23 protein-coding genes are annotated in these 26,611 nt (G+C 67.3%); 10 read left to right on the top strand and 13 right to left on the bottom strand.

Going from position 1 to position 26,611, the window contains the following annotated elements; all coding sequences use genetic code 11:
• Positions 1 to 4: 4 nt before the first annotated feature.
• The 8 genes from AX730_RS04880 to AX730_RS04845 form a co-directional block, all read right to left on the bottom strand.
• Positions 5 to 949, bottom strand: a complete 945-nt coding sequence (locus AX730_RS04880; protein ID WP_062352795.1) for a ribokinase — start codon at positions 947 to 949, stop codon at positions 5 to 7.
• Positions 946 to 2,091: a serine hydrolase domain-containing protein gene (locus tag AX730_RS04875; protein ID WP_062352792.1), complete on the bottom strand. Its 1,146-nt coding sequence runs from the start codon at positions 2,089 to 2,091 to the stop codon at positions 946 to 948. Before AX730_RS04875 ends, AX730_RS04880 begins: the two co-directional genes overlap by 4 nt.
• Before the next feature lie 185 nt (positions 2,092 to 2,276).
• Positions 2,277 to 4,508 carry a TonB-dependent receptor gene (locus tag AX730_RS04870; RefSeq protein WP_232310177.1) on the bottom strand — a complete coding sequence of 744 codons (2,232 nt, stop codon included), beginning with the start codon at positions 4,506 to 4,508 and terminating at the stop codon, positions 2,277 to 2,279.
• A 243-nt stretch (positions 4,509 to 4,751) separates the two neighbouring features.
• Positions 4,752 to 5,627 carry a LysR family transcriptional regulator gene (locus tag AX730_RS04865; RefSeq protein ID WP_062352789.1) on the bottom strand — a complete coding sequence of 292 codons (876 nt, stop codon included), beginning with the start codon at positions 5,625 to 5,627 and terminating at the stop codon, positions 4,752 to 4,754.
• 71 nt (positions 5,628 to 5,698) lie between these two features.
• Positions 5,699 to 8,143: a sodium:solute symporter gene (locus tag AX730_RS04860; protein WP_062352786.1), complete on the bottom strand. Its 2,445-nt coding sequence runs from the start codon at positions 8,141 to 8,143 to the stop codon at positions 5,699 to 5,701.
• A complete protein-coding gene (locus AX730_RS04855; RefSeq protein ID WP_062352783.1) occupies positions 8,140 to 8,997 on the bottom strand; it encodes an HpcH/HpaI aldolase/citrate lyase family protein in 858 nt (285 codons plus the stop codon). The genes AX730_RS04860 and AX730_RS04855 overlap by 4 nt, the downstream gene beginning before the upstream one ends.
• Positions 8,998 to 9,314: 317 nt before the next feature.
• Positions 9,315 to 10,445, bottom strand: a complete 1,131-nt coding sequence (locus AX730_RS04850; protein WP_062352780.1) for an alpha/beta hydrolase — start codon at positions 10,443 to 10,445, stop codon at positions 9,315 to 9,317.
• Between the two features lie 59 nt (positions 10,446 to 10,504).
• Positions 10,505 to 13,432: a TonB-dependent receptor plug domain-containing protein gene (locus AX730_RS04845; RefSeq protein WP_062352777.1), complete on the bottom strand. Its 2,928-nt coding sequence runs from the start codon at positions 13,430 to 13,432 to the stop codon at positions 10,505 to 10,507.
• 430 nt (positions 13,433 to 13,862) lie between these two features.
• On the opposite strand from AX730_RS04845, the gene AX730_RS04840 reads away from it, so the two are divergent.
• The gene (locus AX730_RS04840) at positions 13,863 to 14,567 is read left to right on the top strand and encodes a GntR family transcriptional regulator (protein ID WP_062352774.1); all 705 of its coding nucleotides are present in this window, start codon (positions 13,863 to 13,865) and stop codon (positions 14,565 to 14,567) included.
• Between the two features lie 12 nt (positions 14,568 to 14,579).
• On the opposite strand, the gene AX730_RS04835 is transcribed toward AX730_RS04840, so the two are convergent.
• Genes AX730_RS04835 through AX730_RS04815 form a run of 5 tightly spaced genes read right to left on the bottom strand, consistent with a single transcriptional unit; the run spans position 14,580 to position 18,891 of the window.
• Positions 14,580 to 15,221, bottom strand: a complete 642-nt coding sequence (locus tag AX730_RS04835; RefSeq protein ID WP_062352771.1) for a ChuX/HutX family heme-like substrate-binding protein — start codon at positions 15,219 to 15,221, stop codon at positions 14,580 to 14,582.
• A 43-nt stretch (positions 15,222 to 15,264) separates the two neighbouring features.
• On the bottom strand, positions 15,265 to 15,945 hold the full coding sequence (locus AX730_RS04830) for a class II aldolase/adducin family protein (RefSeq protein ID WP_062352768.1): 681 nt from the start codon (positions 15,943 to 15,945) through the stop codon (positions 15,265 to 15,267).
• Positions 15,942 to 16,799, bottom strand: coding sequence for a VOC family protein (locus tag AX730_RS04825; RefSeq protein WP_062353025.1), 858 nt, complete (start codon positions 16,797 to 16,799; stop codon positions 15,942 to 15,944). Before AX730_RS04825 ends, AX730_RS04830 begins: the two co-directional genes overlap by 4 nt.
• Positions 16,796 to 17,701 carry a VOC family protein gene (locus AX730_RS04820; RefSeq protein WP_062352765.1) on the bottom strand — a complete coding sequence of 302 codons (906 nt, stop codon included), beginning with the start codon at positions 17,699 to 17,701 and terminating at the stop codon, positions 16,796 to 16,798. The genes AX730_RS04825 and AX730_RS04820 overlap by 4 nt, the downstream gene beginning before the upstream one ends.
• 59 nt (positions 17,702 to 17,760) lie before the next feature.
• Positions 17,761 to 18,891 (bottom strand): amidohydrolase, encoded by a 1,131-nt coding sequence (locus tag AX730_RS04815; protein ID WP_198147025.1) that lies wholly within the window; start codon positions 18,889 to 18,891, stop codon positions 17,761 to 17,763.
• 265 nt (positions 18,892 to 19,156) lie between these two features.
• Between AX730_RS04815 and AX730_RS04810 the strand changes: the two genes are divergently transcribed.
• From AX730_RS04810 to AX730_RS04770, 9 genes are all read left to right on the top strand, one after another.
• Positions 19,157 to 20,650, top strand: coding sequence for a 2-hydroxymuconic semialdehyde dehydrogenase (locus tag AX730_RS04810; RefSeq protein WP_062352760.1), 1,494 nt, complete (start codon positions 19,157 to 19,159; stop codon positions 20,648 to 20,650).
• The gene (locus AX730_RS04805) at positions 20,631 to 21,428 is read left to right on the top strand and encodes a 2-keto-4-pentenoate hydratase (protein ID WP_062352757.1); all 798 of its coding nucleotides are present in this window, start codon (positions 20,631 to 20,633) and stop codon (positions 21,426 to 21,428) included. The genes AX730_RS04810 and AX730_RS04805 overlap by 20 nt, the downstream gene beginning before the upstream one ends.
• Positions 21,429 to 21,432: 4 nt before the next feature.
• Positions 21,433 to 22,374 carry an acetaldehyde dehydrogenase (acetylating) gene (locus tag AX730_RS04800; RefSeq protein WP_062352754.1) on the top strand — a complete coding sequence of 314 codons (942 nt, stop codon included), beginning with the start codon at positions 21,433 to 21,435 and terminating at the stop codon, positions 22,372 to 22,374.
• Positions 22,374 to 23,414 (top strand): 4-hydroxy-2-oxovalerate aldolase, encoded by a 1,041-nt coding sequence (dmpG, locus tag AX730_RS04795; protein ID WP_062352751.1) that lies wholly within the window; start codon positions 22,374 to 22,376, stop codon positions 23,412 to 23,414. The genes AX730_RS04800 and dmpG overlap by 1 nt, the downstream gene beginning before the upstream one ends.
• Positions 23,411 to 24,178, top strand: coding sequence for a 2-keto-4-pentenoate hydratase (locus AX730_RS04790; protein ID WP_198147023.1), 768 nt, complete (start codon positions 23,411 to 23,413; stop codon positions 24,176 to 24,178). Before dmpG ends, AX730_RS04790 begins: the two co-directional genes overlap by 4 nt.
• A 4-nt stretch (positions 24,179 to 24,182) precedes the next feature.
• Positions 24,183 to 24,380, top strand: coding sequence for a tautomerase family protein (locus AX730_RS04785; protein ID WP_062352748.1), 198 nt, complete (start codon positions 24,183 to 24,185; stop codon positions 24,378 to 24,380).
• Between the two features lie 53 nt (positions 24,381 to 24,433).
• Positions 24,434 to 25,777: a DUF3100 domain-containing protein gene (locus tag AX730_RS04780; RefSeq protein ID WP_157074103.1), complete on the top strand. Its 1,344-nt coding sequence runs from the start codon at positions 24,434 to 24,436 to the stop codon at positions 25,775 to 25,777.
• Positions 25,777 to 26,382: a cytochrome b gene (locus AX730_RS04775; protein ID WP_062352744.1), complete on the top strand. Its 606-nt coding sequence runs from the start codon at positions 25,777 to 25,779 to the stop codon at positions 26,380 to 26,382. The genes AX730_RS04780 and AX730_RS04775 overlap by 1 nt, the downstream gene beginning before the upstream one ends.
• A gap of 40 nt (positions 26,383 to 26,422) precedes the next feature.
• Positions 26,423 to 26,611: serine dehydratase beta chain (locus tag AX730_RS04770; RefSeq protein ID WP_332307601.1), on the top strand; the 189-nt coding region annotated here is incomplete at its 3' end.

The following is a 26,611-nucleotide window of genomic DNA, read 5'->3' as shown; positions in this document are numbered from 1 at the left end:
GTGATCAGGGAATGCCGCAGTAGACCGCCAAAGCGGCCTGCCGCGCCGGATCGTCGACCTGCATGGCCAGCCAGGCATCGACGTCGGTGCGTGCCGGAATGCTGGCCTGCGCACCGAGCCGCGTGCACGCCAGCGCGGAAGCGGCACTGGCGAAGCGTAGCGCGTCCGCGAGAGCCGCATGCTCCGACAATCGGGCGGTGAGCGCGCCGCAGAAGGTGTCACCGGCGGCAGTGGTGTCGACGGCGTCGACCGGGAATGCGGGCTGCAGGAACAGTTCGGCGCCGCGGCGTGCGACGCACCCGCGCTCGCCCAGGGTCACCACCACGCAGGGCACGGCGAGGCGTGCGATCTGCGCGGCGACGGTACCGCGCCCGGTAAGTGCGGTCAGTTCGCCTTCGTTGACCACCAGCACATCGACACTGTCCAGCATGCCTTCCGGCAACGTCGTCGCCGGCGCGGCGTTGAGGACCACGCGCACGCCCGCATCACGCGCCAGGCGGGCGAACGAGGCCACCGTGTCCAGCGGCGTTTCGAGCTGCAGCAGCAGATGGCTCACGCCGCGCAATGACGGCAGGTGGTGCGGGCGCAGGCCGGTGTTGGCGCCGGGCGCCACGGTGATGGCGTTCTCTGCGTCATCCGACAGGCAGATGAAGGCGGTACCACTGGCGAGATCCGGCACGCGCACAACCTGCGCGGCGACGCCGGCATCGACGAGCGCTTCTTCGAGCACCCTCGCCTGCGGATCGTCGCCGAGCGCCACCAGCATGCGCGTGGACACGGCCCCTGCACGCGCGCTGGCCACGGCCTGGTTGGCGCCCTTGCCACCGGGGAACGTGGCGAACTCGCGGCCGAGCACCGTTTCACCGGGCGCCGGCACATGCGACGCACGCACCACGAAATCCAGATTGGCCGAGCCGGCGACCAGCACGGCACCCACGCTGCGGCTCATGGCGACACCGCCGCGTAGACGGCGCGATAGAACGGCGTGGCGAGCTTGGGCAACGGCGGAGCCTCGTCGGTCGGCAGGTGTTGCGAGAGCAGCAGGATCACCAGGCCACGCGGGCTATCGATGGTGAAGTACGTGCCCGCGGCGCCCGACCAGCCAAACTGGCCCTTTGATCCGGGTCGCGTGCTCGTCGCCGGATCAGTGACCACGTAGCCCCCCAGGCCGAAGCCTTCGCCCGATTCCGGGTAAGCGACGACAGGATCGAACTGCGCGAGCTGGTCACGCATCATCTGGTCGACCGATGCCGTCCTGAGCAGGCGGACCCCATCCAGCGCCCCGCCGTTCGCCAGCATTTGCGCAAAGCGCAGGTAATCGGCCGCCGTGGCATACAGTCCGCCCGCGCCGCTGTCGTACGCCCGCAGGCGAACGCCCGGTGTTCGCGCTGACGGTGTGTCCGCCAGCACGCGGCGACCGTGCCCGTCGCGCCGGGTCAGCGCCATCACGCGCCCGCGCTGTGCGGCGGGAACCTCGAATCCGGTATCGGGCATGCGCAGCGGGATGAAGATGCGACTCCGGAGGAAGTCGCCCAACGATTGTCCGCTGGCGACTTCGATGACGCGCGCCAGCACTTCGGTGTTGACGCCGTCGTAGCGGAACCGGGTTCCGGGTTCCTGCGCCAGCGGTGCGCGTGCGACGCGGTCGGCATAGCCCGCCAGGTCGGCGGCCTCTTCCGGCGCCTGCGCTTGCAGCAGCGCCGACGCGGCGCGGATATCGTCGCCCCCGGTCGCGAAACCGGCCGTATGGGTCAGCAGATGGCGCACGGTCAGCGCGCGCTGCACCGGCACGCGCCGCCCCTCATCTGCATCGCCGGTTACGCGGTCCAGCGCAGCGAACGCCGGCAGGTAGCGGGCGACGGGATCGTCGAGACGGAGTCTTCCTTCCTCGACCAGCATGAGCGCCGCCACCGAGGTGACGGATTTGGTCATGGAATAGATCCGGAAGATCGCGTCTTCGCGAAGTGGCGCTCCCTGCAGGTCGGCATGACCGGCAGCCTTGCGATAGACGATGCGGCCCTTCGACGACACCACGGCGACGGCCCCCAGGTAAGCGTCGTCGCCGACGACGCCATCGAGGAACGCGTCCAAGCTTGCTGGCATCGTCTGGCGTGGCGTCGAGACGTGGACAGGAGATGCCGCGACCGATGACGCGACCAACGTGACGCTCGCTGCAAGCACCAGCCTGCCGGCCATCCACAGGCCATGCCGCCTCCCGAAGGAGGCGGCATGGCGGGACACGGTGTGGAGGGACGCCGTCATCCGCGGATCATGGATCAGAACGTGTACTCGTAGGTCACGGAATACATGCGGCCGCGGCCGGCGAAGTAGTTCTTGTAGAAGTCCACCTGCGACCAGCTGAGGACATACTGCTTGTTGGTCAGGTTCTCGATGCCCAGCGTGACGCGGCCGACATCCTCGAAGCGGTAGTTGGCACTCAGGTCGAACAGCGTGTAGCCCTTGGTGTGCTCCTGGAACGAATATGTCGCACTGTCGAACGCACGCGTGTCGGAGCCGGTCAGGTCGCGGTTCAGCAGCTTCGTCGCATTGAGGGTGACATCGCCCTGTTCGCTGAAACGCCAGTTGACGGAGCCACCGATCTTGTCGGGGTTGATGTCCGACACACCGATCGGCTTGTTCAGTCCGCCAGCCGGATAGCGACCTTGCAGGTCGGCGTTCCAGAACGCCGTCTTGCCGCGGATGCGCGAGTAGAGCCCCGTCACCTTCCACTGGTCGTTGAACCGCCACTCGCCGCTCAGCTCGACACCCTTGATGTCGGTGGGTGCACGATTGAGCACGAAATCGTTGGTGGCCGGATCCACCGCCAGCGAGGTGCCGAACGGTGAGCGCGAGTTGTAGTACGAACCGCCGAAGGAGCCGCGGTCGCCGCGCCAGTTGAAACCGAACTCGCGGTTGTCGACCACGATGGCCTGCAGGTCGCGGATGCGGTCCACCGACTGCCCTGCCACATTGATGTTGCGCAGCGGGATGCCGATGTTGGGCAGACTGAAGCCTTCGCCGTAGGAGCCGAACACCGACCAGCCGCCGCCGACACGCCAGACCGCGCCGATGTTCATCAGGTTCTCGGTGTAATTCACGCCACCGCCCTGCACGAAGACGCTGTTGCGGTATGCCGTGGTGGTATAGCTGTTCACCTTCAGTTCGCCGTCTTCGCGACGGAAGCCGCCGCTCACGGTGACGGGACCCAGGTCGTAGCTGAGCTGCACGTACGGCGCGGTGCTGGTGTACTCCATCGGCGGCACCCAAAGCCTGTTGGTCAGCGCGAGTCGCTGCTCGGTCTGATCGTAGACATAGTCGACACCGGTACGCAGTTCGAGGCCATCGACACCGAACAGCGAGGTCCGCGTCCACGACGGGCGGAAGCCCCACTTCTTGCTGTAGATCTCGGACTGGTCGTAGATGCGCGGAGCACCGGACGGCAGCGGCCACACCAGCTGGCGATCATCGCCGTTCTCCGGCAAGTAGCGCATGGCCTGTTCCGCCCAGTAGGCATTGAGCACCAGGTTGCCGCCGAAGAAGTCGCCATGGGTGTACAGGCCGTTCAACTGTTCGAAGTCGTTGAACTCGGCCTTGCTGCCGAAGATATGGCCACGCTCCGAGGTGTTGGTGACGGGATTGGCGCAGGTGCCGGGCCGGCATCCTTCGACCTGGATGTAGTCGCCATTGCCTTCGATCTTGAAGCGGCTGTAGCTGAGCTGGACGCGCTGCACGCCGTCCTCGCCGAAGTTGATGCCGCCTTTCAGGAACAGGTTGTTGGTCATGGAATCGGACACCGAACCGCTGGTGTTCATGCCGACCCGACGGCCATCGGCATCGTAGGAGATGCCGCGATCGATCGCCGAGACGCCGACCACGAGGTCGTAGTCGTCCTGCTTGTGCAGATAGTTCAGGCCGACCTTCCAGCCCGCACTGTCGTTGCCGAACTGGGTCGAATAGCGGGTCAGCAGGCGGAACTCGTTGCCTTCCTTCTGCGGCACGGTGGAGAAGTAGTTGATGATGCCGCCCGCGGCACCGATGCCTTCCGACGCGGACGGTCCGTTGATGACCTCGACGCGATCGACGATCCCCATGTCGGTGAACGTGGCGTTGCGTCCGCCTTCGCGCAGGGGCGAACCCTGCGGGACGCCGTCGAACAGACGCAGCGCGATACGACCGCGCAGCGTTTCGCCAGTGTTGCTCATGGCCTGCGAGGATTCCGCATAACCCGGCACGGTACGGGCGAGCACGGCCGTAGCGTCTTCGGTGACCGCCAGCGTGTGCCTGATCTCTTCCTTGGACACCAGCGTGATGGCGCCGGGGATCTTGTCGATGGCTTTCGGCGTGCGCACACCGGTGACGATCACCTGGTCCAGGTCGACGGCATCCTTCGCGCGCTCCTGCTCCGCGACCGCGTCCTGCGGCGGCGGGGTGTTCTGTTGGGCCTTGACGCTGGCGCTGACGGCGGCGGCCAGCAGGAAAACGCCGAACGCGGCGGGTACCTGTTTCATGATCGATTCTCGGAATGCTGCGGTGGACGGCACGGCCGCACTGCTGGCAACCGGTCCGCGACAAGGTTGTGTATGCGAGAAGGCCGCGGAGACGGCCGGCGTGCCCAGCGTTCCTCCCAGACGCTCGAACCCGACGATGGCCACAGCCTAGGTAAACGACCGTCACGGAAAAATCGCCCGCGGATATGTTCACAGGCTAGTTTTTGTAGCGTGCACTGCAACATCGCGAACCGCAGGCGGCGATCAGGCCTGCCCGGTGGCGGCGCGACTCTCCTGCAGCAGCACGGTGACCAGGCGGATGCGCACGGTCGCGCGCGACCACACCATGCCGATCCGGCGCGGCTCGCTGGGCATCGGCAATGGCAAGCGCACCAGGTCCAGGCCTTCGGGCCAGGGCCGCGCCCAGTCCGGCACCAGCGAGACGCCGAGGCCGCGATCCACCATCACGGCGATGGCGTTCAGGCCGTTCAGTTCGAAGCGCTCGCGCGGCACGATGCCGGCCCGGCGCAGGTAGTCATCCGCCACGCGGCCGCCCCACTGCGTGCGGTCGTAGCGGATCAGGGGTTCTTCGCGCAGCAGCTCATGCGGATCACGCCCCGCCATGCGCGCCGGCGCGATCATCACCAGCGGCTCCTCGCGCAGCAGCTGCCAGTCGCAGGTCTTGGGCAGGTTGTAAGGCGCCTGCAGCACCAATGCCGCGTCCAGTTCGCCCGTCTCGACCGCACGGTACAGCTCGGCCGAGTAGCCGGGACGGATGTAGACGTTGATCTGCGGGAACGCGTCGACCATCCGCGCGAGGATGTCCGGCAACATGCCGGCCAGCGCGGTCGGGCATGCGCCGAGGCGCAGCTCGCCGGACACTTCGCTGTCATTGGCGACGCTGCGCATGTCGGAAACATCGCGGAGCAGGTCGCGCGCCCGCTGCAGGATGCGCGATCCCTCTTCGGTCAGGCTGACGGTGCGGCCGGCACGCGCGATGAGTGGCGCGCCCAGTTCGCGTTCCAGCGTGCGGATCTGCTGTGCGACTGCGGCCGGCGTGATGTTGAGCACGCGCGCCGCGGCCGCCATCGAGCCGCGGTCGGCCACCACCACGAACGTATTCAGGAATTGGGTGTCCACGCGCCTCCCCCTGCTGCCGTCAGGCTACACGAGGCGTGCGATACGTACGATGGGACATTCGGCCCATGCGCTCAGCCGGCCGGGTCCTGGTTGCCTTCCCGGTAAATGGTCAGGCCCTGCAGCGAGCGTGTCGGCGCCGGGAAGAACAGGCTGGCGACGTAGCCCACGACCACGCAGACCAAGATCGAGATCGCGAGGTAGAAGTACGGGTGCACCAGGTCGTACCACCAGGCGATGAAGGTCAGCACGATCGCCGAGACGATGCCGATCGCCACCCCCTGCGAGTTGGCGCGCCTGGTGAACATGCCCAGCGTGTAGGCACCGGCGAAGCCGCCGCCCAGCAGGCCGGCCAGTTCGATCGACACGTCGAACAGCGATCCGATGTCGAAGCGCGACAGCACCAGCGCGGCGCCGATGCCGACCAGGCCCACCACCACCGTCATGACCTCGGCGAAGAACACGCCCTTCTTCTGCGATTTGTCCTTGGCGAAGCGCTCGTAGAAATCGACCGTGATCAGTGTCGCCACCGAATTCATGATGCCCGACAGCGTCGCCATCGCCGCCGCGAAGATGCCGGCGATGATCAGGCCGGTCACGCCCATCGGCAGCTCCGCCGCGATGAACAACGGGAAGGTCGCGTCGACCGGCAACAGCGGATTCATCCGCTCGGGATTGTTCTTGTAATAGACGAACAGCGCCGTGCCGATGCCGTAGAAGACGAAGCCACCGGGAATCATGATGGCGGCGAAGGCCCAGATGGAACGGCCCGCTTCCTTGTCCGACTTGGTGGACAGCACGCGCTGCATCAGCACCTGGTCTTTCGGGAACGTCAACACGACCTCGAACAGCACCAGGAAGATGAAGCCCCAGACCGTCGCCTTGGTCAGGTCGAAGCTGAAATCGAACAGTTTGGTCTTCTCTTCGGCCATCGCGATCTGGGTGAATTCGCCGAAGCCGCCCTTCAATGTCCAGACAATGAAGAGGATGGCGAAGATCGCGCCGCCCATCTTCACGATCACCTGCACCACGTCGGTCCAGATGACCGCCTTCATGCCGCCCATCGCCGTGTAGATGATGGTGAAGCCGCCCATCAACAGCACGCTCCAGATCACGTCGATGCCGGTGATGGTGGAAATGGCCAACGCCGGCAGGAACAGGATCACGCTCATGCGGCTGCCGATCTGCATGAAGATGGCCAAGGCGCTGGCGAGCATGCGGATGGACGGATGGAAGCGCGTCTCCAGGTAGGAGAACGTGGACATCAGGTCGAGGCGGCGCAGCAGCGGCACGATCCACACCGCGACGAACATCAGGCCCAGCACGGCGATGAGGTTGTTGGTGAGGTACTGCCAGTTGGTCTCGAACGCCTTCGCCGGGATCGCGATGAAGCTGATCGAGCTGGTGTTGACCGCGTACAGGCTGAGACCGGCCGCCCAGAACGGGATGGTGCGGCTGCCGACGAAGAAGTTCTCGGTCGAATTGCGCTTCTCGCGCAAATAGAAGTACAGGCCGATCCCGATCATCGCCGCCAGATAGACCACGATCACCAGCCAGTCGAGCCAGGCCAGCAGATGCTTGCCGGATTGCAGTTGCACGCTGTGCAGCGCGCCCGTGGCGCTGCGCCACGCCAGTCCGTCGCTCCAGGCAGTGACGCCTGCGATGTCGGTGGGCAGATCGGCCGGCAGTGTCGCCCACGCCTTGGTGATGGTGTGGAAGGTCAGCATGCGCGGTGCGGCGTTGGCGGCCGCCTCGCCACCCGACACGAGATACAACAGGTGCGCCTGCCCCAGCGCGCGTGCGCCATCCGCCACCAGGGTGCCGGGCACCGCGGGCATGCGCGACCATCCGGTTTCGCGATGCCAGCGCCACAACGCGGTCGTCTTGTCGTCGGACGTCGGCACGGTGGCGAACAGGTCGCCACGCTGGGCCAGCAGTGTCGAAGCCGCCCCACCCTCGGGCCATGCCGGCACCACGGTCCACGCCGCGGTCGACGCGTCAAGCGCCAGCCTGAAGAGATGCGGTGCACCGGCCGCATCCACACCCGTGGCATGCAGGGCACCATCGCCCTCGGCCAGCCTGACGTCGCGCAACGGCACTGGCCAGGCCGGCAGGGCACGCAGCACGAGTCGATCTTGTTGCAGGGTCGCCACCGAGACACCCACGGCCGCCGCTACATCCTGCGCGGGCTGCAGCAGGTAGAGCGCATTCCTGGCGGTGATCCAGACCGCATCGGTACCGATATTCGCCGGCAACGCCACGGCGTTCCACGACGCCGCGCCCGCGGGCAACTGCCACGCGCTACCCGCATCGAATGCGAGCAGCGAGGTACCCACGGTATGCAAGCTGTCCACCTGGCCGCCCGATACCGCGGGCAGCGCATCCTGGCGGACGGTCGGAAGACTGTCGGCATGCGCCAGCGACGACCACGACAGTCCGCATAGCAGGAGGGCGGCGAACATGCAGCGGGCCACGCGCTGGAAATGGGCCACCGCGGATGGCGTTGCCTGCTGCGTCATGCTGTTCCCTCTTTGCGGTGTGCGATGGCCAGTACGCTGCGCGCCCGTGCCAGGAAGGGCGCGTCGACCATGCGGCCATCCACCGCAAACGCGCCTTCACCCGTCCGGGCGGCGGCGTCGACGGTGCGGCGCGCCGCTTCGATTTCTTCGTGCGATGGTGCGAACACGGTGTTCGCCCACGCGACCTGGCGGGGATGCACGCAACTCTTGCCTGCGTAGCCAAGCGCACGTGCGGATTCGGCCTCGGCGAGGAAGCCCGCTTCATCGTCGAGCCCGGGGAATGCGGCGTCATAGGCGAACACGCCTGCTTCTGCCGCTGCCATGCGCAACGCGTACTGCGCCGCGTGCACGTTGCGCAGGTCGGAGCGACGGATGCCGTGCGGCTCGAACAGATCGCCCAGCCCGAGCTGCAGGCCGCGCACGCGCGGGTGGGCCCGCGCGATCGCGTCCGCATGCCGCAGGGCGCGGGGCGTCTCGATATTGACCAGCAGCCCTACCGGTGCGCGTGCAGGCAGCCGGGCCTCGATCGCCTCGATCTCCGCGATGGCCTGCAGCAACTGCACCGGCGATTCCACTTTCGGCAGGTTGACCAGATCGATGTCCAGCGGCAGCACCGTGCGCAGGTCCGCTTCCCACGCCGACGTGTCCCAGCCGTTCACGCGCACGATGACCTGCTTGCCTGCCGTGCGGTGCGTTCCCGACCGCAACAGAGTCGATACCTGGGTGCGCGCCTCATCCTTGTCGGCATCGGCGACGGCATCCTCGAGATCGAAGGAGACCAGGTCGGCCGCGCTCGCCAACGCCTTGGCGAACAACGCCGGGCGGTTTCCGGGCACGAACAGTTTGCTACGCATGGACGGCGCTCATCATGGCCGGAAGTCTGCGGCAACCTCCGCACCAGCACAGCATCGCCGACCATCTTCAAACGATAGTTTTTGCATCGTCATGATTGCCGCGACGCAACATATGGCGCCTGTTTCGCGCCTGCCACGGGCATCGGCAGTCGACACGGGCAGTACGCGTCGGCCGACGCCAGCCGAACATGAAGGCGACTACCCGGGGGAGGACCTGCAGGTGACCGGCGCGTCGAGGTCACTGCACGGCGTTCGGGATACGAGCGCCTGATGTCGAACGGCGTCGACCTGCCGCGGCCGACGGTGACCGGTCCGGCTTACTTGTCCGCGTTGACCTCGTGCGGTCGGGTGCCGTTGTCGGCATCCATCCGGTTGCGTTCCGCATGCAGCGCCTCGGCCTGCGCTTTCGTCAGGCCGGCATGCAGGGTCTTCTTCAACCCGTTGAGCCAGGGGATACGCGACACGTCGGGGAGGTCGCGTACCCGCAAGCGCAGGTCGTAGCGCTGCTCCGGCGACATCTTGAGGTAGTCCTGCGCCGTGGGCACGGCGGGAACCGGCAGCGGCGGCGCCAGCATGAAATACACCGCACGACTGATCGCCGACGGAATCACGCTGCCGTGGTCTTCGCCCATGATTTCCATGAAGCGCGTCTCCACGCCCTCACGGCGGCCGATCAGGTCCGCGATGCCGCGCGCGCTGTCCACCTGCTTGCGTTCGCGCAGCACGCCCATCATGCGTTCGGCATTGGGCTGCACGCGCATGGACGGCGACGGCGTCTGTTCGAACTCGCCCGCCGTGACCAGCAGGCGCGGCTTGGCCGCCATCACCACAGGTGATGCGAGGCGATCGCGGATGGCTGGATCGAACCATACCGATGGGCTCGCTGCCATGTATGACTGGAAGAGGTCCGGCCGGCGATCCAGTGCATGCAGCACGAACAACCCGCCGAACGAATGCCCGAAGATGCCCTGTCGCGCAGGATCGACCTTGGCGAGTGACGCGACCTTCGGCTTCACATCGCGCTCGATGAAGGCCAGGAACGCATCGCCACCGCCACTCGGCGCCTGGATGCGCGGGCTGCCGCTGCCGGGCGGGGTGAGGTCGAGCGTGCGCTCGACGCTGGTATCGACACCCTCGGGATAGCCGATGCCGACGACGACCGTGGCGAGGTCCTTCGGTACGTCGGGACGCCGCTCCAGCGCGCGCACCGACTCCAGCGCGGTCAGGAACATCGCGTTCGCATCCATCACGTACAGCACGCGGTAGCCGTCCGCCGGTGCCGGCTTCGCGGGAATGCCCACGAAGATCCGGTACGTGCGGCCACCGGCCGTCGAGGTCAGGTCGAATTGTTGCGTGGCAGGCACGACCACGGGCGCGGCCGACACCGGCAACGACGACACCAGCAGCAGGACCGACAGCCAGCCCGCTTTCAACCATCCCTTCATCATCGACTCCGGCTCCCCCGTGGCAGCGTGCATGCGCGGCAGCGCCGCGCATGCCCAGCAGATTACCAGCGCTTGTCGAAGGCCAGTACCAGCGTGCGACCCATGACGTTGGCATTGGTCGGATCGTAGGGATCGGCCAGCACGTCGTTCGCCGCGGTGCCGCCATCGATGAACGGCGGCGCGGCGTCGGTGAAGTTCAGCGCGGTGAAATTCACCCGCGCATCGCTGAAGAAGCCGCCGAAGTTCGACAGGTCGTAACTGACGTTGAAGTCGAACGTCTTCCACGAGTCGATCTTCACCGGACTGGTGATCGCCACTGGCGCGCCGAGGGCGTTCGGGCGGAAGCAACCCGACGCGCACTGGTAGTCGTCGACGTAGTTCATCGTCAGTGCGGCATGGAGGTTGCCGTAGTTCCAGCGGACACCCTGCATCGAACGCAGCGGGACCGGATTGCCGACGGCGCTGTACCTGCCCAGCTGGTCCACGAAGCCGGAACCCGGCGTCGCTTCCACTTCATACGAATTCAGCCAGGTACCACGTGCGAACAGCTCCAGCGAGCCGGCACGATCGGGCTCGAAGCGATAGCTGAAGTCGAAGTCCACGCCGTCCATCCTCAGCGAGGCGAGGTTGAGCTGCGTCGCATTGACGATCATCGCCACATCGGCCGCCGTCTGCACCGGACCGGCACCCAACTGCCCGAGGTAGCGCGGGTCGTTGCTGATGATGTCCTGCACCCGCGCCGCGCCGGGGTTGACCTCCAGGCTGTTGATGTACGGCGTGCTGCCGGTGGAGAACAGCTGCGCCAGGATGCCGCCCAACTGGCCCGACTGGATGCGCACGATGCGTTCGTCGATTTTCAGGTTGAAGTAGCTGGCGCCCATGCGCAGTCCGGGCAGCCATTCCGGCTTCCAGTCGAAACCCAGCGTCCAGGTCTTGGACTCCTCCGGCTTCAGCGTCGGGCCTGCGCCGCCGGAGATCACGATGGCGGTGAACGTACAGTTGCCTGCGCCGCCCGGCGTGCCGGTCACGCCATTGAGGGGAACCAGCGTGGTGGTGCATGGCGCGGTGTACAGATCGGCGCGCATGAAGGCACCGTTGCCGCCACTGATCGGCTGCACGCCGTTGTAGGCGTAGCGCATCGGCGGCGCATGGAACGAGGTGCCCCAGCTGCCGCGCAGGGTCAGTCCGTCGGTCGGCTTGAAGTCGATGCCGACCTTGGGATTGAAGGTCGAGAAGTCGCCCAGTCCGCGTCCGCGCTCGTAACGACCGGCAATGGACACATCCAGCTTCTTCGCGAAGGCCATCTGGTTGTCCTTGCCGATCAGCGGGAACGCCAGTTCGGTGAACAACGCACCGACGTCGCGCTCGGTCGTGCCGAAGGCCTCCCGCTGGTCGGAGGTCGAACGCCAGTTGAAAGCCAGTCCGCCGCCGATGTTCTCGCGGCGCCAGTCCGCGCCGGCCGCCAGCTTGGCGGTACCGCCCGGCATCTTGAACAGGTCGCCATCCACCTTGAAGCTGGCCTGCGCGAGCCACGAGGTGAATTTCAGGTCTTCGTAGCCGATCAGCTGCGACAGCACCGCATCCGGCAACGCATCCGTGGTCCACGGATTGAACGCGGTGTAGTTGAGGCCCGTGCAGTAGTTGCGCGCCGCGACGCTCGCATTCGCCGCCAGGCCCTGGCTGCACTGGATCGCGGTCGGCGCCTGCACCTGCGTACCACCCGCGCCGGGCAGGTAGTCGTAGATGTTGGCATTGCGCTGCACGTCGGAATTGCGACGCTGCTCTTCGCGGCTGTACGACAGCGCGGCTTCACCGCGCCAGCTGCCGCCGAGGTCGAACAGCGCACTGAACGATGCCGCGAGCACGTCGGATGCGACCTCACGCTGCAGCGGGCGGTCGTCGATCAGCACCCCGTAGTTGTTCGCCACGCCGGGAATGAAGTAGGGGTTGGTCGGGCCGACCGTGCCGTACAACGCCTGGTAACCCTGGTTGTAGGTGCCGCGGCGTTGCGAGTAACGCAGGTCGCCGTTGAGTTCCAGCGATTCGCCCACGCCGTGCTCGAAGCCGAAGAACGCCGTGTTGCGCTCCATCTCCGGCAGGATGTCGACCATGTCCCAGGCGTTGTAGGTGTTGCCGACGCCATCGGTCACCGCGATCAGGTTGCCCGCCGTCAGGCCGGTGCCTGCCCCGCCGGGGACGCGCCGCGCGACCACGCCGTTGCCGGCGGCCGTGCCATTGAACAGGTTGGCCTCCGCACCGGCGCGCGCCGTCATGCGGCGCCAGTTGATGCCACCGCGATCGCTGAAGTCGCCACCGTTGTAGATGTCGCGATCATTCGCCAGTACATTCTTCTGGCGGTTGTATTCGTAGCCGACGATCAGGCCACCGCTGTCCCATTGCGTGCCCCAGGTCTGGCCCACCTGCACCTGTTCGCCACCGCCCTGGCTGGTGCTGCCCAGGCGCACGCTGCTCTGCGCACCATCGTCGCTGCGCTTGAGAATGATGTTGACCACGCCGCCGACCGCGTCGGAACCGTACACGGCCGAGGCGCCATCCAGCAGCACCTCCATGTGCGAGACCGCATTGGTCGGGATGGAGGAAATGTCGACGAAATCGCCGTACTGGCCTGCCGCCGCCACGCGCCGGCCATTGACCAGCACCAGCGTCGACAGCGCACCGAGGCCGCGCAGGTTCACGCCCTGGCCGCCCGTCATGTTGGAACCGGCGACGCTGGAATCCTGTCCGCCCTGCACGTTGTCGGACATACCGACGCCACCGGCGAAGTTCGCCGGCAGGTCGCGCAGGAAATCGCCGATCGTCGCCTTGCCGCTGTCGCGGATCTGTTCCGCACTGATGACCTGCACCGCATTGCCCGCCGGATCGGCACCACGGATGTTGGTGCCGGTCACGACGACCGTGTCGAGATCCTTGGTCGAGGAAGGCGTCGCCTCCTGTGCGTGCAACGCGCCCGCGATGCACATGGCCAGCATCGATACGCCCCCGGCGATTCCACGTGTACGACCTGCTCGAATGCTCATCATTCCCCCGAGGCTTGATTGGCTGACAGACAGTTGGGTGGTGCTGGTCCTGTATCCCCGGGCGCCGCGATGCGTGCCCATTCCTTTCGCGCCAGGCGTCGTACCCGCGCTCAGAACCAGAAGAAATTTCGTTAGAACGACGTTCGGATGACAGCAAAGCGACATGCCCCCTGTCAAGGATAATTACGATATTTTTTTCATATCGCCGCGCTATCGGCGGGTGGTTTCCCATGAAACTACACGCCATTCCTTACCGAACAAAGGGTTATTTAATTCCATGGCGACCCCGCGCGCCGCCTGTTATCGAAATTCCCGCTTCAAGTGCTGCACTGCCGCAGCCAGGCGCGCTTGATTTTCGAAATTCCCCGCGCACACTTCCCGCATGACTGCTTCCGTGGCTCCGTCTTCTGCCCGCACCCTCGCCCGCCGTGCCTACCAGCGGCTGCGTCGTGACATCGTCCATGGTCAGCTGACCGCCGGCAGCAAGCTCAAGCTGGAGGCGCTGGTCCAGCACTACGAGATCGGCATGTCGCCGCTGCGCGAGGCGCTGGCGCGACTGGTCGGCGACCAACTCGTGAAGACCGAGGACCAGCGCGGCTTCTGGGTCGCGCCGCTGTCGCTGGAAGAACTGGACGACATTTCGCGCGTCCGCAACCTCATCGAAACCGAAGCGCTGCGCCTGTCGATCGAACGCGGCGACGACGCATGGCGGCAGCGCCTGACGGCCGCCTTCGACGCACTGAGCGAGATCGAGAGGGACGTCACCGAACTGGCACCGCAACTTCCGCAGCAGACGCTCGACACCTGGGAAGAACGCAACCACGACTTCCACACCACGCTGATCTCCGCCTGCGATTCGCCGTGGCTGATCAAGCTGCAGGAACTGCTGTACCACCAGGCGGAACGCTACCGCCGCGTGTCGCTGAGCGCATCGCGCGGCAAGCGTTTCGTGCACGACGAGCACCAGGCGATCTACGAAGCCGCCATCGACCGCAACGCCTTGCGTGCCTGCCGGCTCACGCAGGATCACCTGATGCGCACCTACGACGAAGTGCGCAAGGCAGTGGCTGCCCTCGAAGCAGCCTGACCACGCGCCGGATCAACCGGCCGAACAGATCCGCGGCTGGCTCTTCAGCAGTTCCCACGTCTTCTCGAAACCGGCCACGGCCTTCGGATCGAACGCCTTGACGCCTTCGGACACGTACAGGCCGACGATCAGGTCGCCCTCCTTGCCGTAGAAGGCGAGGATGCGGGTGAACTTGTCGGCTTCCTTCGTCGGCAGCTTCATCGCCCAGATCTGGTCGACGTCCTGCGGCGTGATGTGCCCATGCACGCCGGCGCCTTCGTCCGCATACATGTCGTACCAGATCAGGCTGCTGCTCGCCTGCGTCTGCGGCACGGTGCTGGGGAAATTCCACGCATGCATGCCACCGGAGGTGAAGACGATGCCGATCTTGGTGTCGGCGCCCCAGGCGTCCACGGACTTCCACACCTGGTCGAAGAACACGCGATTGGAACGGATGCCGTACGCCTGCTTCTGGTCCAGCGCACTGACCACCGTCGCTTCCTTCATGCGGAACAGGCGGCTGACCGGCGGCGGCGGCGCACCCGGACGCGTCTGCGCGTAGTAGTGCTGGATGACCTTGGCGTCATCCGCCGAGGCGCAGGTGTCGAAAGCGGAGGCATTGCCGGCCAGGCCGAGGGCCACGAGCAACGACGCATTGAGCAGCAGGTTCTTCATGCGAAGGCGATTCCGTTGGAGGGAGGAAGGACGGAAAGAAGCGTCAGTCGGCTGATTCGGGATCACCGGCGGTGAGGTAGTCCCACATGCGTTCGAGCAGGCGCCCGTTCCAGGTGGCGCGCGTCTGCGATTGCGCCTCGGTGAAACGGGTGGGCGCGATCGACGTTGACAGGCAATCCAGTTCGACGCGCGATGCATCTTCGAGATACCACGCCAGCACGACGGCGGCCTGCAGCGATTCGCCGGCCGTCACCGCGCCGTTGCCGCGCATGACGATGGCGCGTGCGTCGCCGAGCTGCGTCGCCAACTGCGCGGCCTGTTCGTCCGAACGCAGCAGCAGCGGGTCGTCCCACAGCGGCGGCTGCGGATGGAAGTAGCTGCTGAAGCCATGCCGCGCGACCGGCGTCAGCCCGAGCACGCTGAGGCTCATCGTCTTCGGCGGCTGCACGCGCGCCACGCCACCGACATCGGGACGCAACCGATAGATCTCGCGGTGGATGCGCACTTCCGGCAGCACGCCTTCGGGCAGCGGACCCGTCAGCGAAACGACGCTGCACGCGTCGTCGGGCGTCACCAGTCCCAGCGGGCGTGATGGCGCGACCAGGAACGTGTCCGCGTCGATGCGCGCACTGCAATGTCCGTAGGCATGCACCAGGCCGTGCCGGCCGAGCGCGCGGGCCGCGGTGCGCACGGTCCGCGACAAGGCGTCGAACGCTTCAGTCACGACTTGAATTCCTTGATCTCGGGCTTGGCGCCCCACTCGCAGAAGCCAGGCGGCGCGAATTCGAACTGCCGTTCGCGGTACATCAGTTCATCGGCGATGGAGCGCACGCCGGAGGAATACTCGTACACCATGCCGTCCGGGCCTTCGAAATAGAGGAAGCGTGCGGACGAAGTCGGATGTCGCCCCGGCCCGAACACCACCGGGATGCCCTGCTCGCGGATGAAGTGGAACGAGCGCTGCACGTCGTCCGAGCTCTCGACCTGGTGGTTGATGTGCTGGATGCCGGCCCGATGGGTCGGGAACAGCGCGATCTTGTGATGGATCTCGTCGATGCGCAGCAAGGGCGCATCGCCGATGCGGTCGCTGACGCGCGCGTTGCAGACGGTGGTCCAGAACGCTTCGTCGCGTGCCGCATCGGTGGTGCACAGGCCGACATGGCTGAAGCCGGTGATGCCGGCATCGCGTTCGCCGTGGTAACGGCGCGCGCCCATCTGCGGACGCCATACCAGCTCGATGCGATTGCCGGTGGGATCGCGGAATGCGACGAAGTCGCGCACCTTGCGCTGCGCGGCTTCGTCGGCCGTCCCGCGATGCACGGGATGACCGAGCCGCTCGAGTTCGGCCCCCGCCGCGTCCAGCTCGGCGCGGCTGTCGACTTCGAACGCCACCACCTGGTCGGTCGGGTCGCCGTCGAAATAGCACAGCGTGTGCTCACGCGCGTCGGACTTGAAATGCACCGCGGCGCGACTGCGTTCGCTGACCTCCAGGCCAAGGATCGTGGTGGCGTAGCGCGTCGCGCCTTCCAGATCGCGCGTGCCCAGCCTGACGTAGCTGACATCGCGCAGGTGGATCACGGCCGCGGCACTCCACGCAGCGCGGGACGCGCGGGTGCGGCAGCGCGGCCGTCCAGTTCCGGCACGCGGCATTCGCTGCCCCAGCCACAATGCGACGCAGCACCGTCGGCGAACTGGCGTGGACGCGGTGGCGCAGCCGGATCGACCTTCGTTCCATCGGCGACGAACGCGAACAGCAGCTCGTCCGGTCCCTGGAAGGTCAGGAACACCTGCTCCGATACGGGACGACGGCCCGGCCCATGCACGATCGACTCCGGCCCGGAGCGCAGTCGATAGAACTGCTGCATCACCTGGTTGATGCCTTCCACGCCGAACTCCACGGCGAGCACGCCGGCGCGCGATGCGGGATGCAGGGCCAAACGATGGTGATCACTGTCGAAACCAAGGTAGACCGCATCGCCCACCCAGTCGGCGACGCGCAGGCCGAACACCTCCGACAACAACGCCTCGTCTGCCGCGACATCCGTACTGCGCAGCGACACGGCAGCAAGCCCGGTGATGCCGGCATCGCGTGCGGGGAAGAAGCGCCACGCCTGGTTCTGCGGGCGCACGACCAGTTCCACGCGCACGCCACCCGGTGTGGTGAACGCCGCGAGCGCGCGCACGTTGCGGCGCGAGGCCAGTGCCGGATCGCGCACCAGGGCGATACCGCGCGCCTCCAGGGCGGCGGTGGCGGCAAGCAGCGCCGCGTCATCGCGTACTTCCAGTCCGATCGCCTGGCGACGTGCATCGTCCTTCGCCAGGACCACGCTGTACTGCCGCTCATCCGAACGCAGCGTGATCTCGTCCGCGCTCTCGTGCACGGCCTGCAGGCCCAGCTCGATGCTGGCGAAACGGCGGGCCGCTTCCAGATCGCGCGTCCCCAGGACGACGTAACGCAGTTGTTCGATGGCGATCGGCATGGCGCTACCTGCTGGAAGGGTTGACCGGTGGAATCCTCATCATGCCCGCGGCGGCGCGATCAACCCAAGCGGCGCTGCACGATGCGGGCGAACACGCTGGCGGCGACCGGCAACAGCTGGTCGTCGAAGCGGAACGTCGGGTGGTGGCACATGGCGCTGTCCATGCCCAGGAACAGGTAGGCACCCGGCCACTGTTCGAGCATGTACGAGAAATCGTCGGAGAACGGATAGGCGCGCATGTCGGTCTTGACGTTCCCGCGGCCCAGCACGTCGCCGATGGCCTCGGCGGCCAGTGCGGCCTGCTCGGGCGCGTTGACGCACGGCGGGCAGGAATGCGGGATCTGCAGATCGATCTTGCAACCAGTCATTTGCGCGTGACCTTCGCACAGCGCACGCAGGCGCTTGAGCAGTTCCTCGTGCACGTCCTTGGACAGCGAGCGCATCGTGCCGCTCAGGGACGCGGTGGACGGAATGATGTTGTGCGTGGTGCCGGCCTGCAGCTTGCCGACATTGATCAGCGCCGCTTCCATCGGGTCGATGTGGCGGCCGACGATGGCGCTGATCTCGACCGCCAGGCGCGCGGCGACCTGCAACGGATCGTTGGCGCGATGCGGGGCGGCAGCGTGGCCGCCGACGCCTTCGATCTCGATCTCGAACACCGCCAGCGACTGCAGCGTCGCGCCGCTGCGCACACTGGCTTCGCCGGTCTTCAGTGCCGGCATGTTGTGGAAGGCGTAGACCTCGTCGCAGGGCCAGCGCGTGAACAGGCCGTCCTCGACCATCTTGATCGCGCCGCGGCCACCCTCTTCGGCCGGCTGGAAGATCAGCACCACGCGGCCGGTGGCCGGCGGATGCGCCACCAGATACTGCGCCGTGCCCAGCAGGGCCGAGGTATGACCGTCGTGACCGCAGGTGTGGGCCACACCCGGACGCTGCGACCGGAACGGCAGGTCGCTCTGTTCGTCCATCGGCAGCGCGTCCATGTCGGCACGCAGGCCGATGGACATGCCCGGCTTGCCGCTGTCGATGACCGCGACCACACCGGTGCCGCCCAGGCCGGTATGCACTTCGAGGCCCAGGCCGGTCAGGACCTCCGCCACCAGCGCGGACGTGCGCTCCTCCTCGAAGCCCAGTTCGGGCCAGGCATGGATGCGGTGGCGCCATTCGGTCATGCGGGGCGCGAGGGCCATCAGGGGATCGAGCACGGCGACCATGCAGGCAGGGACTCCACTAGTAATAAGGACGGGACAGGGCGATCAGACCAGAGCCACTCAGGCTTGTCAAACATAATTTCGATATTTACGCGACAACCCTCCGAAATTCGTGCATGATCCGGCTCCACAGATTGGTGAATTTCGACTTTTTACCCCGGCACCATCCCCGGACCCGCCATGTCATGCCATGGCATCCCCCGGGAATTTCGTAAATCCGAATGGAATCCATCACGGACCACCCATGACCAACCCTGCCGCACAGCCTCATCCCGCCACGCTTCCCGTCGTGACGCATTACATCGGTGGCCAGCCGGTGACCTCGTCCCGCCCCCCGTTCGCGAACATCGACCCGGCCACCGGCCAGGTCGTCAGCCATGTGCATGAAGCCGATGCCGACACCGTCGACCGGGCCGTGCAGGCGGCCCGCGCCGCCCTGAAGGGCCCATGGGGCAGGTTCACCGACGGCCAGCGCGCCGCCGTGCTGCGCAAGGTCGCCGACGGCATCCGTGCGCGCTTCGACGAATTCCTCGCCGCCGAGATCCGCGACACCGGCAAGCCGGTCGACCTGGCCAGCCACCTCGACATCCCGCGCGGCGCCGCCAACTTCGACGTGTTCGCCGACCAGGTCGCGCAGTCGGCCACCGAAGCCTTCCGTTCGCCCACGCCCGATGGCGGCACGGCGATCAACTACGGCCTGCGCACGCCGCGCGGCGTGATCGCGGTGATCTGCCCGTGGAACCTGCCGCTGCTGCTGATGACCTGGAAGGTCGCGCCCGCGCTGGCGTCCGGCAACACCGTCGTGGTGAAGCCGTCGGAAGAAACGCCGAGCACCACCACCCTGCTGGCCGAAGTGATGAACGAGGCCGGCGTGCCGCCCGGCGTGTTCAACGTGGTGCACGGCTTCGGCCCCGACAGCGCCGGCCAGTACCTTACCGAGCATCCCGGCGTGAACGGCATCACCTTCACCGGCGAAACGCGCACCGGCACCGCGATCATGAAGGCGGCCGCCGTCGGCGTGCGCCCCGTGTCGTTCGAACTGGGCGGCAAGAACGCGGCGCTGGTGTTCGCCGATTGCGATCTCGACGCCGCGGTTGCCGGCGTAGCGCGTTCGGCGTTTCTCAACTCCGGACAGGTGTGCCTCGGCACCGAACGAATCTATGTCGAGCGGCCGATCTTCGATGCCTTCGTCCTCAAGCTGAAGGCCGCGGCCGAGGCGCTGAATCCCGGCGATCCGTGGGACGAGGACACCAGCTTCGGTCCGCTGATCAGCCAGCAGCATCGCGACAAGGTGCTGTCCTACTACGCGCGCGCGCGCAACGAAGGCGCCACCGTCGTCACCGGCGGCGGCATTCCACAGCTGCCGTCCGCGCTGTCCGGCGGCTGGTGGGTCGAGCCGACCATCTGGACCGGCCTGCCGGCCGACTCGACTGTGCTGACCGAAGAAATCTTCGGCCCGTGCTGCCACATCACCCCGTTCGACCGCGAAGAAGACGCCGTTGCCGCCGCCAACGACACCCCGTACGGCCTGGCGACGTCGATCTGGACGCGCGACGTGTCGCGCGCGCACCGCGTGGCGGCGTCGATCGAGGTCGGCATCGCCTGGGTCAACAGCTGGTTCCTGCGCGACCTGCGCACCGCCTTCGGTGGCGCCAAGCAATCGGGCATCGGCCGCGAAGGCGGCGTGCACGGCCTCGAGTTCTACACGGAGTTGCGCAATGTCTGCATCAAGCTCTGACGCCGTCCGCCAGGCGGCGGACCTGCTCGGCCACGCGCTCGATGCGCGTACGCCCTGCGACCCGGTCAAGCCCTTGATCGAAGCGGAAGGCATCGACGCCGCGTATGCGGTGCAGGCGCTGCTGACCCGCGCCGCCGAACAGGCCGGCCGTCGCGTGATCGGCCGCAAGGTCGGCCTGACCTCGGTCGCCGTGCAGAAGCAGCTCGGCGTCGACCAGCCCGACTACGGCATGCTGTTCGACGACATGGGCTACGGCGACGGCCAGGAAGTGCCGCTGTCGCGCCTGATCCAGCCCAAGGTGGAAGCCGAGATCGCCTTCGTGTTCGAGCGCGACCTCGACATCGAACAGCCCACGCTCGGTCATGTGCTCAATGCCGTCGGCTACGTGCTGCCGGCCATCGAGATCGTCGACAGCCGCGTGCGCGACTGGAAGATCAGCATCTTCGACACCATCGCCGACAACGCCTCGTCCGGCCTGTACGTGCTGGGCGGTACGCCGAAGAAGGTCGATGCGTTCGACCTGCGGCTGTGCGGCATGAGCCTGGAGAAAGCCGGCGAACCCGTGTCGGTCGGTTGCGGCGCCGCCTGCCTGGGCAATCCGCTCAACGCCGTGCTGTGGCTGGCGCGCACCGCCGCGCGCACGGGCCGCCCGCTGCGCGCCGGCGACGTGGTGCTGTCCGGCGCGCTGGGCCCGATGGTGCCGGTCGCCGCCGGCGATGTCTTCGAAGCCCGCATCTCCGGCCTGGGCCGGGTCGCGGCGACGTTCTCCAGGGAGTGACGCGATGGGCAAGATGAAGGTCGCCATCATCGGTTCGGGCAACATCGGCACGGACCTGATGATCAAGCTGCTGCGGCAGGGGCGCAACGTGGAAATCGCCGCGATGGTCGGCGTGGATCCGGCGTCCGACGGCCTGGCGCGCGCGCGCCGGCTGGGCGTGGCCACCACGCACGAAGGGCTGGACGGATTGCGCGCGATGCCGGAATACCGCGACATCGCGCTGGTGTTCGATGCCACCTCCGCGGGCGCGCACCTGCGCCATGCCGAACTGCTGAAGGCCGATGGCAAGCGCGCCGTCGACCTCACGCCGGCCGCGATCGGTCCGTACGCGGTGCCGGCGGTCAACCTCGACGAGCACATCGACGCCGACAACCTCAACATGGTCACCTGCGGTGGCCAGGCGACGATCCCGATCGTCGCCGCCGTGTCGCGCGTCGCACCGGTGCGCTATGCCGAAATCGTGGCCAGCATCGCCAGCAAGTCGGCCGGTCCCGGCACGCGCGCCAACATCGACGAATTCACCGAAACCACCTCGCGCGCGATCGAGACGGTCGGCCGCGCCGACAAGGGCAAGGCCATCATCGTGCTCAACCCGGCCGAGCCGCCGCTGATGATGCGCGACACCGTGTACTGCCTGACCGAAGGCGGCGACGAAGCCGCGATCCGCGCCTCGATCCAGGCCATGGTCGCCGCCGTCGCCGGTTACGTGCCCGGCTACCGGCTGAAGCAGGACGTGCAGTTCGAGAAGCTCGACGCGTCGACCTGCGCCGCGATCCTGCGCCAGCCGTTGGCGGACGCGGGCCTGAAGGTATCGGTGTTCCTGGAAGTGGAAGGCGCCGGCCACTACCTGCCCGCGTACGCCGGCAACCTCGACATCATGACGTCGGCGGCGCTGGCCGCAGCCGAACGCATCGCCGAACTGGCGCACCGGAAGGAGGTCGCGTGATGACCGCCACGAACGACACGCTGTACATCCAGGACGTCACCCTGCGTGACGGCATGCATGCCATCCGCCACCAGTACGGCCTCGAGCACGTGCGCGCGATCGCGCAGGCACTCGACGCCGCCGGCGTCGCCGCCATCGAGGTCGCGCACGGCGACGGCCTGGCCGGTTCCAGCTTCAACTACGGGTTCGCCCGCCACACCGACCTGGAGTGGATCGAAGCCGTCGCCGAGAGCGTCAAGCAGGCCAAGGTGACCACGCTGCTGCTGCCGGGCATCGGCACCGTGCACGAGCTGCGCGATGCCGTCGCGGTCGGCGTGCGCTCGGTGCGCGTGGCCACGCATTGCACCGAGGCCGACGTCGCCCGCCAGCACATCGAGGAGGCGCGCCGGCTCGACATCGACGTCGCCGGCTTCCTGATGATGAGCCACATGACGCCGCCGGACGCGCTCGCCGAGCAGGCGAAGAAGATGGAAAGCTACGGCGCGTACTGCGTGTACGTCACCGACTCCGGCGGCGCACTGACGATGGACGCCACCCGCGACCGTGTGCGCGCGTTGCGCGATGCGCTGAGGCCGGACACGCAGATCGGCATCCATGCGCACCACAACCTGTCGCTCGGCGTGGCCAACTCGGTCGTCGCCGTCGAGAACGGCGCGACCCGCGTGGACGCTTCGCTCGCCGGCATGGGCGCCGGTGCCGGCAACGCGCCGCTGGAAGTCTTCATCGCCACCGCCGAACGCATGGGCTGGACGCATGGCTGCGACCTGTTCACGCTGATGGACGCTGCCGAAGACCTCGTGCGCCCGCTGCAGGACCGTCCCGTCCGCGTCGACCGCGAAACGCTCAGCCTGGGCTACGCCGGCGTGTACTCCAGCTTCCTGCGCCATGCCGAGAAGGCCGCCGCCGACTACGGCCTGGACGTGCGCTCGATCCTGATCGAGCTGGGCGAACGCCGCATGGTCGGTGGACAGGAAGACATGATCGTCGACGTCGCGCTGGACCTGCTGGCGCGCAAGAACACCCGGGTGGAAGCCGCATGATGCAGTACGACCTCGCCTCGCTCGCCGAACGACTGGACGGCGCCGCGCACGACGCCACCGCCACGCCGCAGCTGGAAGAAGCACTGACGCTGGAACAGGCCTATGCCATCCAGCGGCTGAGCATCCGCCGCCGCCTGCAGCGCGGTGAACGCCAGATCGGCATCAAGATGGGCTTCACCAGCCGCGCGAAGATGGTGCAGATGGGCGTGTCCGACATGATCTGGGGGCGATTGACCTCGGGCATGCTGGTCGAGGACGGCGGCAGCATCCGCCTGCGCGACTACGTGCATCCGCGCGTCGAACCGGAAGTCGCGTTCCTGATCGGCCGTCCGCTGGCCGGCCGGGTGACCGCACCGCAGGCGCTGGCCGCCGTGGAAGCCGTTGCGCCCGCACTGGAGATCATCGATTCGCGCTATCGGGATTTCCGCTTCTCGCTGACCGACGTGGTGGCGGACAACAGTTCGTCGTCCGGTTTCGTGGTCGGCCCGTGGCGCGCGGCGGCGACCGAGCTCGACAACCTCGGCCTGGTGATGGCGTTCGATGGTCGTCCGCAGGCGTTCGGCTCCACCGCGGCGATCCTCGGCCATCCGCTGCGCTCGCTGGTGGCCGCGGCACGCGTCGTCGCGGAAGCGGGCGAAACCCTGCAACCCGGCGATATCGTGCTGGCCGGTGGCGCCACCGCCGCCAGCGCGCTGCTGGCCGGCACCCATGTGTCGCTGGAGGTCGAGTCGCTCGGCCGCTGCGGCTTCCACGTCGAGGAGTGATTCCATGCCCATCCTGCACGCCCACATCCTGGCCGGCCGCACGCAAGAACAGCAGCAGGCGTTCGCCCGCGCGGTGACGGAAGCCGCGACCACTCACCTCGGCGTGCCGGCGACCGCCGTGCGCGTGCTGATCCACGAGATCCCGCCGGCGCAGTGGTACACCGCGGGCGAACCGAAGGCACCGCCGGCCGGCACCGGCTGACGATCCGCTTCCTCCACGACGACGTTCCGCGCCACCTCACCCGCGAGCCAGACATGTCCGACGCCACCCCGCCAGCACACGCCCCCCCATCGGCGACGTTCCCGTCCAGGCTGTGGCTGCTGCTGCTCGTCGTGCTGGCGACGACGGCGCTGGCGGAATGGATCGGCGCGATCACGATCCCGCTCGGTCCGGCCAGCATCGTGATCCTGCCGATGCTGATGACGCTGTTCGCGACCACGCTGCTCGCCGTCTGGCATCCGCGCTTCCCTGCGTCCCTTCAACTCGGACTTCCGCTGCAGCGCTACGCCGACACGCTGCTGGGCACCGCGCTGCTGCTGTTCATCGTCAAGCTCGGCCTGATGGCCGGCTACAACATCGACGCACTGCGCAAGGTCGGCTGGGCGCTGGCCTTCCAGGAAATCGGCCATGCCTTCGGCACCATGGTGCTGGCATTGCCGCTGGCGCTCCTGCTCGGCATCAAGCGCGAAGCGGTCGGCGCGACGTTCTCGATCGGCCGCGAAACCGCGATGGTCATCATCGGGCAGCGCTACGGCCTGCAGTCGGCCGAGGGTCGCGGCGTGCTCGCCGAATACATCACCGGCACCGTGCTGGGTGCGGTGTACCTGTCGTTGCTGGCGAGCGTGGTCGCCGCCACCGGCATCTTCGACATCCGTTCGCTGGCGATGGGCGCGGGCATCGGCTCCGGCAGCATGATGGCGGCCGCGCTCGGCCCGATCACGCACGGGCAGTCGCCCGAGCTGGTGCGCGAACTCACCGCGATCGCCGGTGCCGCCAACCTGATCGCCGGTGTGGTCGGCTTCTATTTCGCCGCGTTCATCACGCTGCCCGCGTGCAGCTGGCTGTACACGCGTCTCGAACCGGTGCTCGGCCGCACCGCGATCGCACGCCGCGCGCCGTCCACCAGCGACCTCGATGTTGCCGCTGCGATGGAAGGCGAAGACGACCGTCCCGCCCTGCGCGACAGCCTGCTCGCACTGGCGCTGATGGCCGCGGGCATCACGCTCAGCAACTGGATCGGGCATGGCGTGGCACCGCTGCAGACGCTGCCGGGCGTGACGATCATGGTCGGCATCGTGCTGGCCGGCCTGCTGCTCAAGCAGGTCGTGCGCAAGCTGCCGTTGATGCTGTTCCTCGCGATCGGCGCGACGCTGGTGACGATCCCGGGCGGATGGCCGCTGGCCGGACGTGCGGCCGAACTGATCAACCAGGTGCAGTTCATGAGCATCACCACGACGGTGCTCGCACTCGCCGGCTTCGCGGTCGCGCGCAAGCTGCCGATGTTCCGCCGCCTCGGCTGGCGCATCGTGGTGGTGTCGCTGACCGCGGCCACCGGTGCATTCCTCGGCTCCGCCACCATCGCCGAACTGTTCCACTGATGCCGGTCGCGGACTCGCCGTCGCGGTCGAACGCTGCACGCGCGACGTGGCCGCGGTCGGTGCAACTGCTGCACTGGCTGGGCGTGCTGCTGGTCGTGGCAGTGGCGTCGATCGGACTGTTCATGGTCGACCTGGAACGCGGCACCGACCTGCGCAAGACGCTGTACGCGCTGCACAAGTCGCTCGGCATCACCGTGCTGATGCTGGCCGTCGTGCGCATCGCCGTACGGGTGGCGACACGCGCACCCGACCCACTGGCCGGACCCGCCTGGCAGCTGCGCGCGGCGCGCATCAGCCACCTGCTGCTCTATACGCTGCTGTGCGCGGTGCCGTTGTCGGGATGGCTGCTCAACTCCGTCGCCGGCCAACCCCTGCCCTGGTTCGGCCTGATCGACCTGCCCGCGCTGGCGGCGAAGAACGGCGACCTGCGCAAGCCGGTCGACACCGCGCATGTCGTGCTGTTCTGGACGCTGGTCGTGCTGGTGGTCGTGCATCTGCTGGCGGCGATCCACCACCACGTCGTCCGCCGGGATGCCCTGCTGTCGAGGATGTGGCCGTCCGGGCCCGACCGTTTTGGCGAAGCAAAGGCGCGTGCCGGTGCATAGACTGCCGGCATCGGTATTGCGCGGTACGCGGATCCGTTGAATGGCCGTCAGCACGTTCGACCTGTTCAAGATCGGCATCGGTCCGAGCTCATCGCATACCGTGGGCCCGATGCGGGCGGCGGCGCGCTTCGTGGCGCGTTGGCTGGTCGATGCCGGTCGCCTGCAGGACGTGGTGCGCATCCGCGCCGAGGTGTTCGGCTCGCTGGCCCTGACCGGCCGCGGCCACGGC

Source organism: Pseudoxanthomonas mexicana (assembly GCF_001556105.1).
Lineage (GTDB): Bacteria > Pseudomonadota > Gammaproteobacteria > Xanthomonadales > Xanthomonadaceae > Pseudoxanthomonas_A > Pseudoxanthomonas_A mexicana_A.
This window is presented reverse-complemented; position numbering and strand designations above follow the sequence as displayed.

Coding starts and splice junctions, on each gene's coding strand:
- AX730_RS04880 (WP_062352795.1), bottom strand. CDS start 949: ATGAGCCGCAGCGTGGGTGCCGTGCTGGTCGCCGGCTCGGCCAATCTG.
- AX730_RS04870 (WP_232310177.1), bottom strand. CDS start 4,508: ATGAAACAGGTACCCGCCGCGTTCGGCGTTTTCCTGCTGGCCGCCGCC.
- AX730_RS04860 (WP_062352786.1), bottom strand. CDS start 8,143: ATGACGCAGCAGGCAACGCCATCCGCGGTGGCCCATTTCCAGCGCGTG.
- AX730_RS04855 (WP_062352783.1), bottom strand. CDS start 8,997: ATGCGTAGCAAACTGTTCGTGCCCGGAAACCGCCCGGCGTTGTTCGCC.
- AX730_RS04850 (WP_062352780.1), bottom strand. CDS start 10,445: ATGATGAAGGGATGGTTGAAAGCGGGCTGGCTGTCGGTCCTGCTGCTG.
- AX730_RS04845 (WP_062352777.1), bottom strand. CDS start 13,432: ATGCTGGCCATGTGCATCGCGGGCGCGTTGCACGCACAGGAGGCGACG.
- AX730_RS04840 (WP_062352774.1), top strand. CDS start 13,863: ATGACTGCTTCCGTGGCTCCGTCTTCTGCCCGCACCCTCGCCCGCCGT.
- AX730_RS04835 (WP_062352771.1), bottom strand. CDS start 15,221: ATGAAGAACCTGCTGCTCAATGCGTCGTTGCTCGTGGCCCTCGGCCTG.
- AX730_RS04820 (WP_062352765.1), bottom strand. CDS start 17,701: ATGCCGATCGCCATCGAACAACTGCGTTACGTCGTCCTGGGGACGCGC.
- AX730_RS04815 (WP_198147025.1), bottom strand. CDS start 18,891: ATGGCCCTCGCGCCCCGCATGACCGAATGGCGCCACCGCATCCATGCC.
- AX730_RS04810 (WP_062352760.1), top strand. CDS start 19,157: ATGACCAACCCTGCCGCACAGCCTCATCCCGCCACGCTTCCCGTCGTG.
- AX730_RS04805 (WP_062352757.1), top strand. CDS start 20,631: ATGTCTGCATCAAGCTCTGACGCCGTCCGCCAGGCGGCGGACCTGCTC.
- AX730_RS04800 (WP_062352754.1), top strand. CDS start 21,433: ATGGGCAAGATGAAGGTCGCCATCATCGGTTCGGGCAACATCGGCACG.
- dmpG (WP_062352751.1), top strand. CDS start 22,374: ATGACCGCCACGAACGACACGCTGTACATCCAGGACGTCACCCTGCGT.
- AX730_RS04790 (WP_198147023.1), top strand. CDS start 23,411: ATGATGCAGTACGACCTCGCCTCGCTCGCCGAACGACTGGACGGCGCC.
- AX730_RS04785 (WP_062352748.1), top strand. CDS start 24,183: ATGCCCATCCTGCACGCCCACATCCTGGCCGGCCGCACGCAAGAACAG.
- AX730_RS04780 (WP_157074103.1), top strand. CDS start 24,434: ATGTCCGACGCCACCCCGCCAGCACACGCCCCCCCATCGGCGACGTTC.
- AX730_RS04775 (WP_062352744.1), top strand. CDS start 25,777: ATGCCGGTCGCGGACTCGCCGTCGCGGTCGAACGCTGCACGCGCGACG.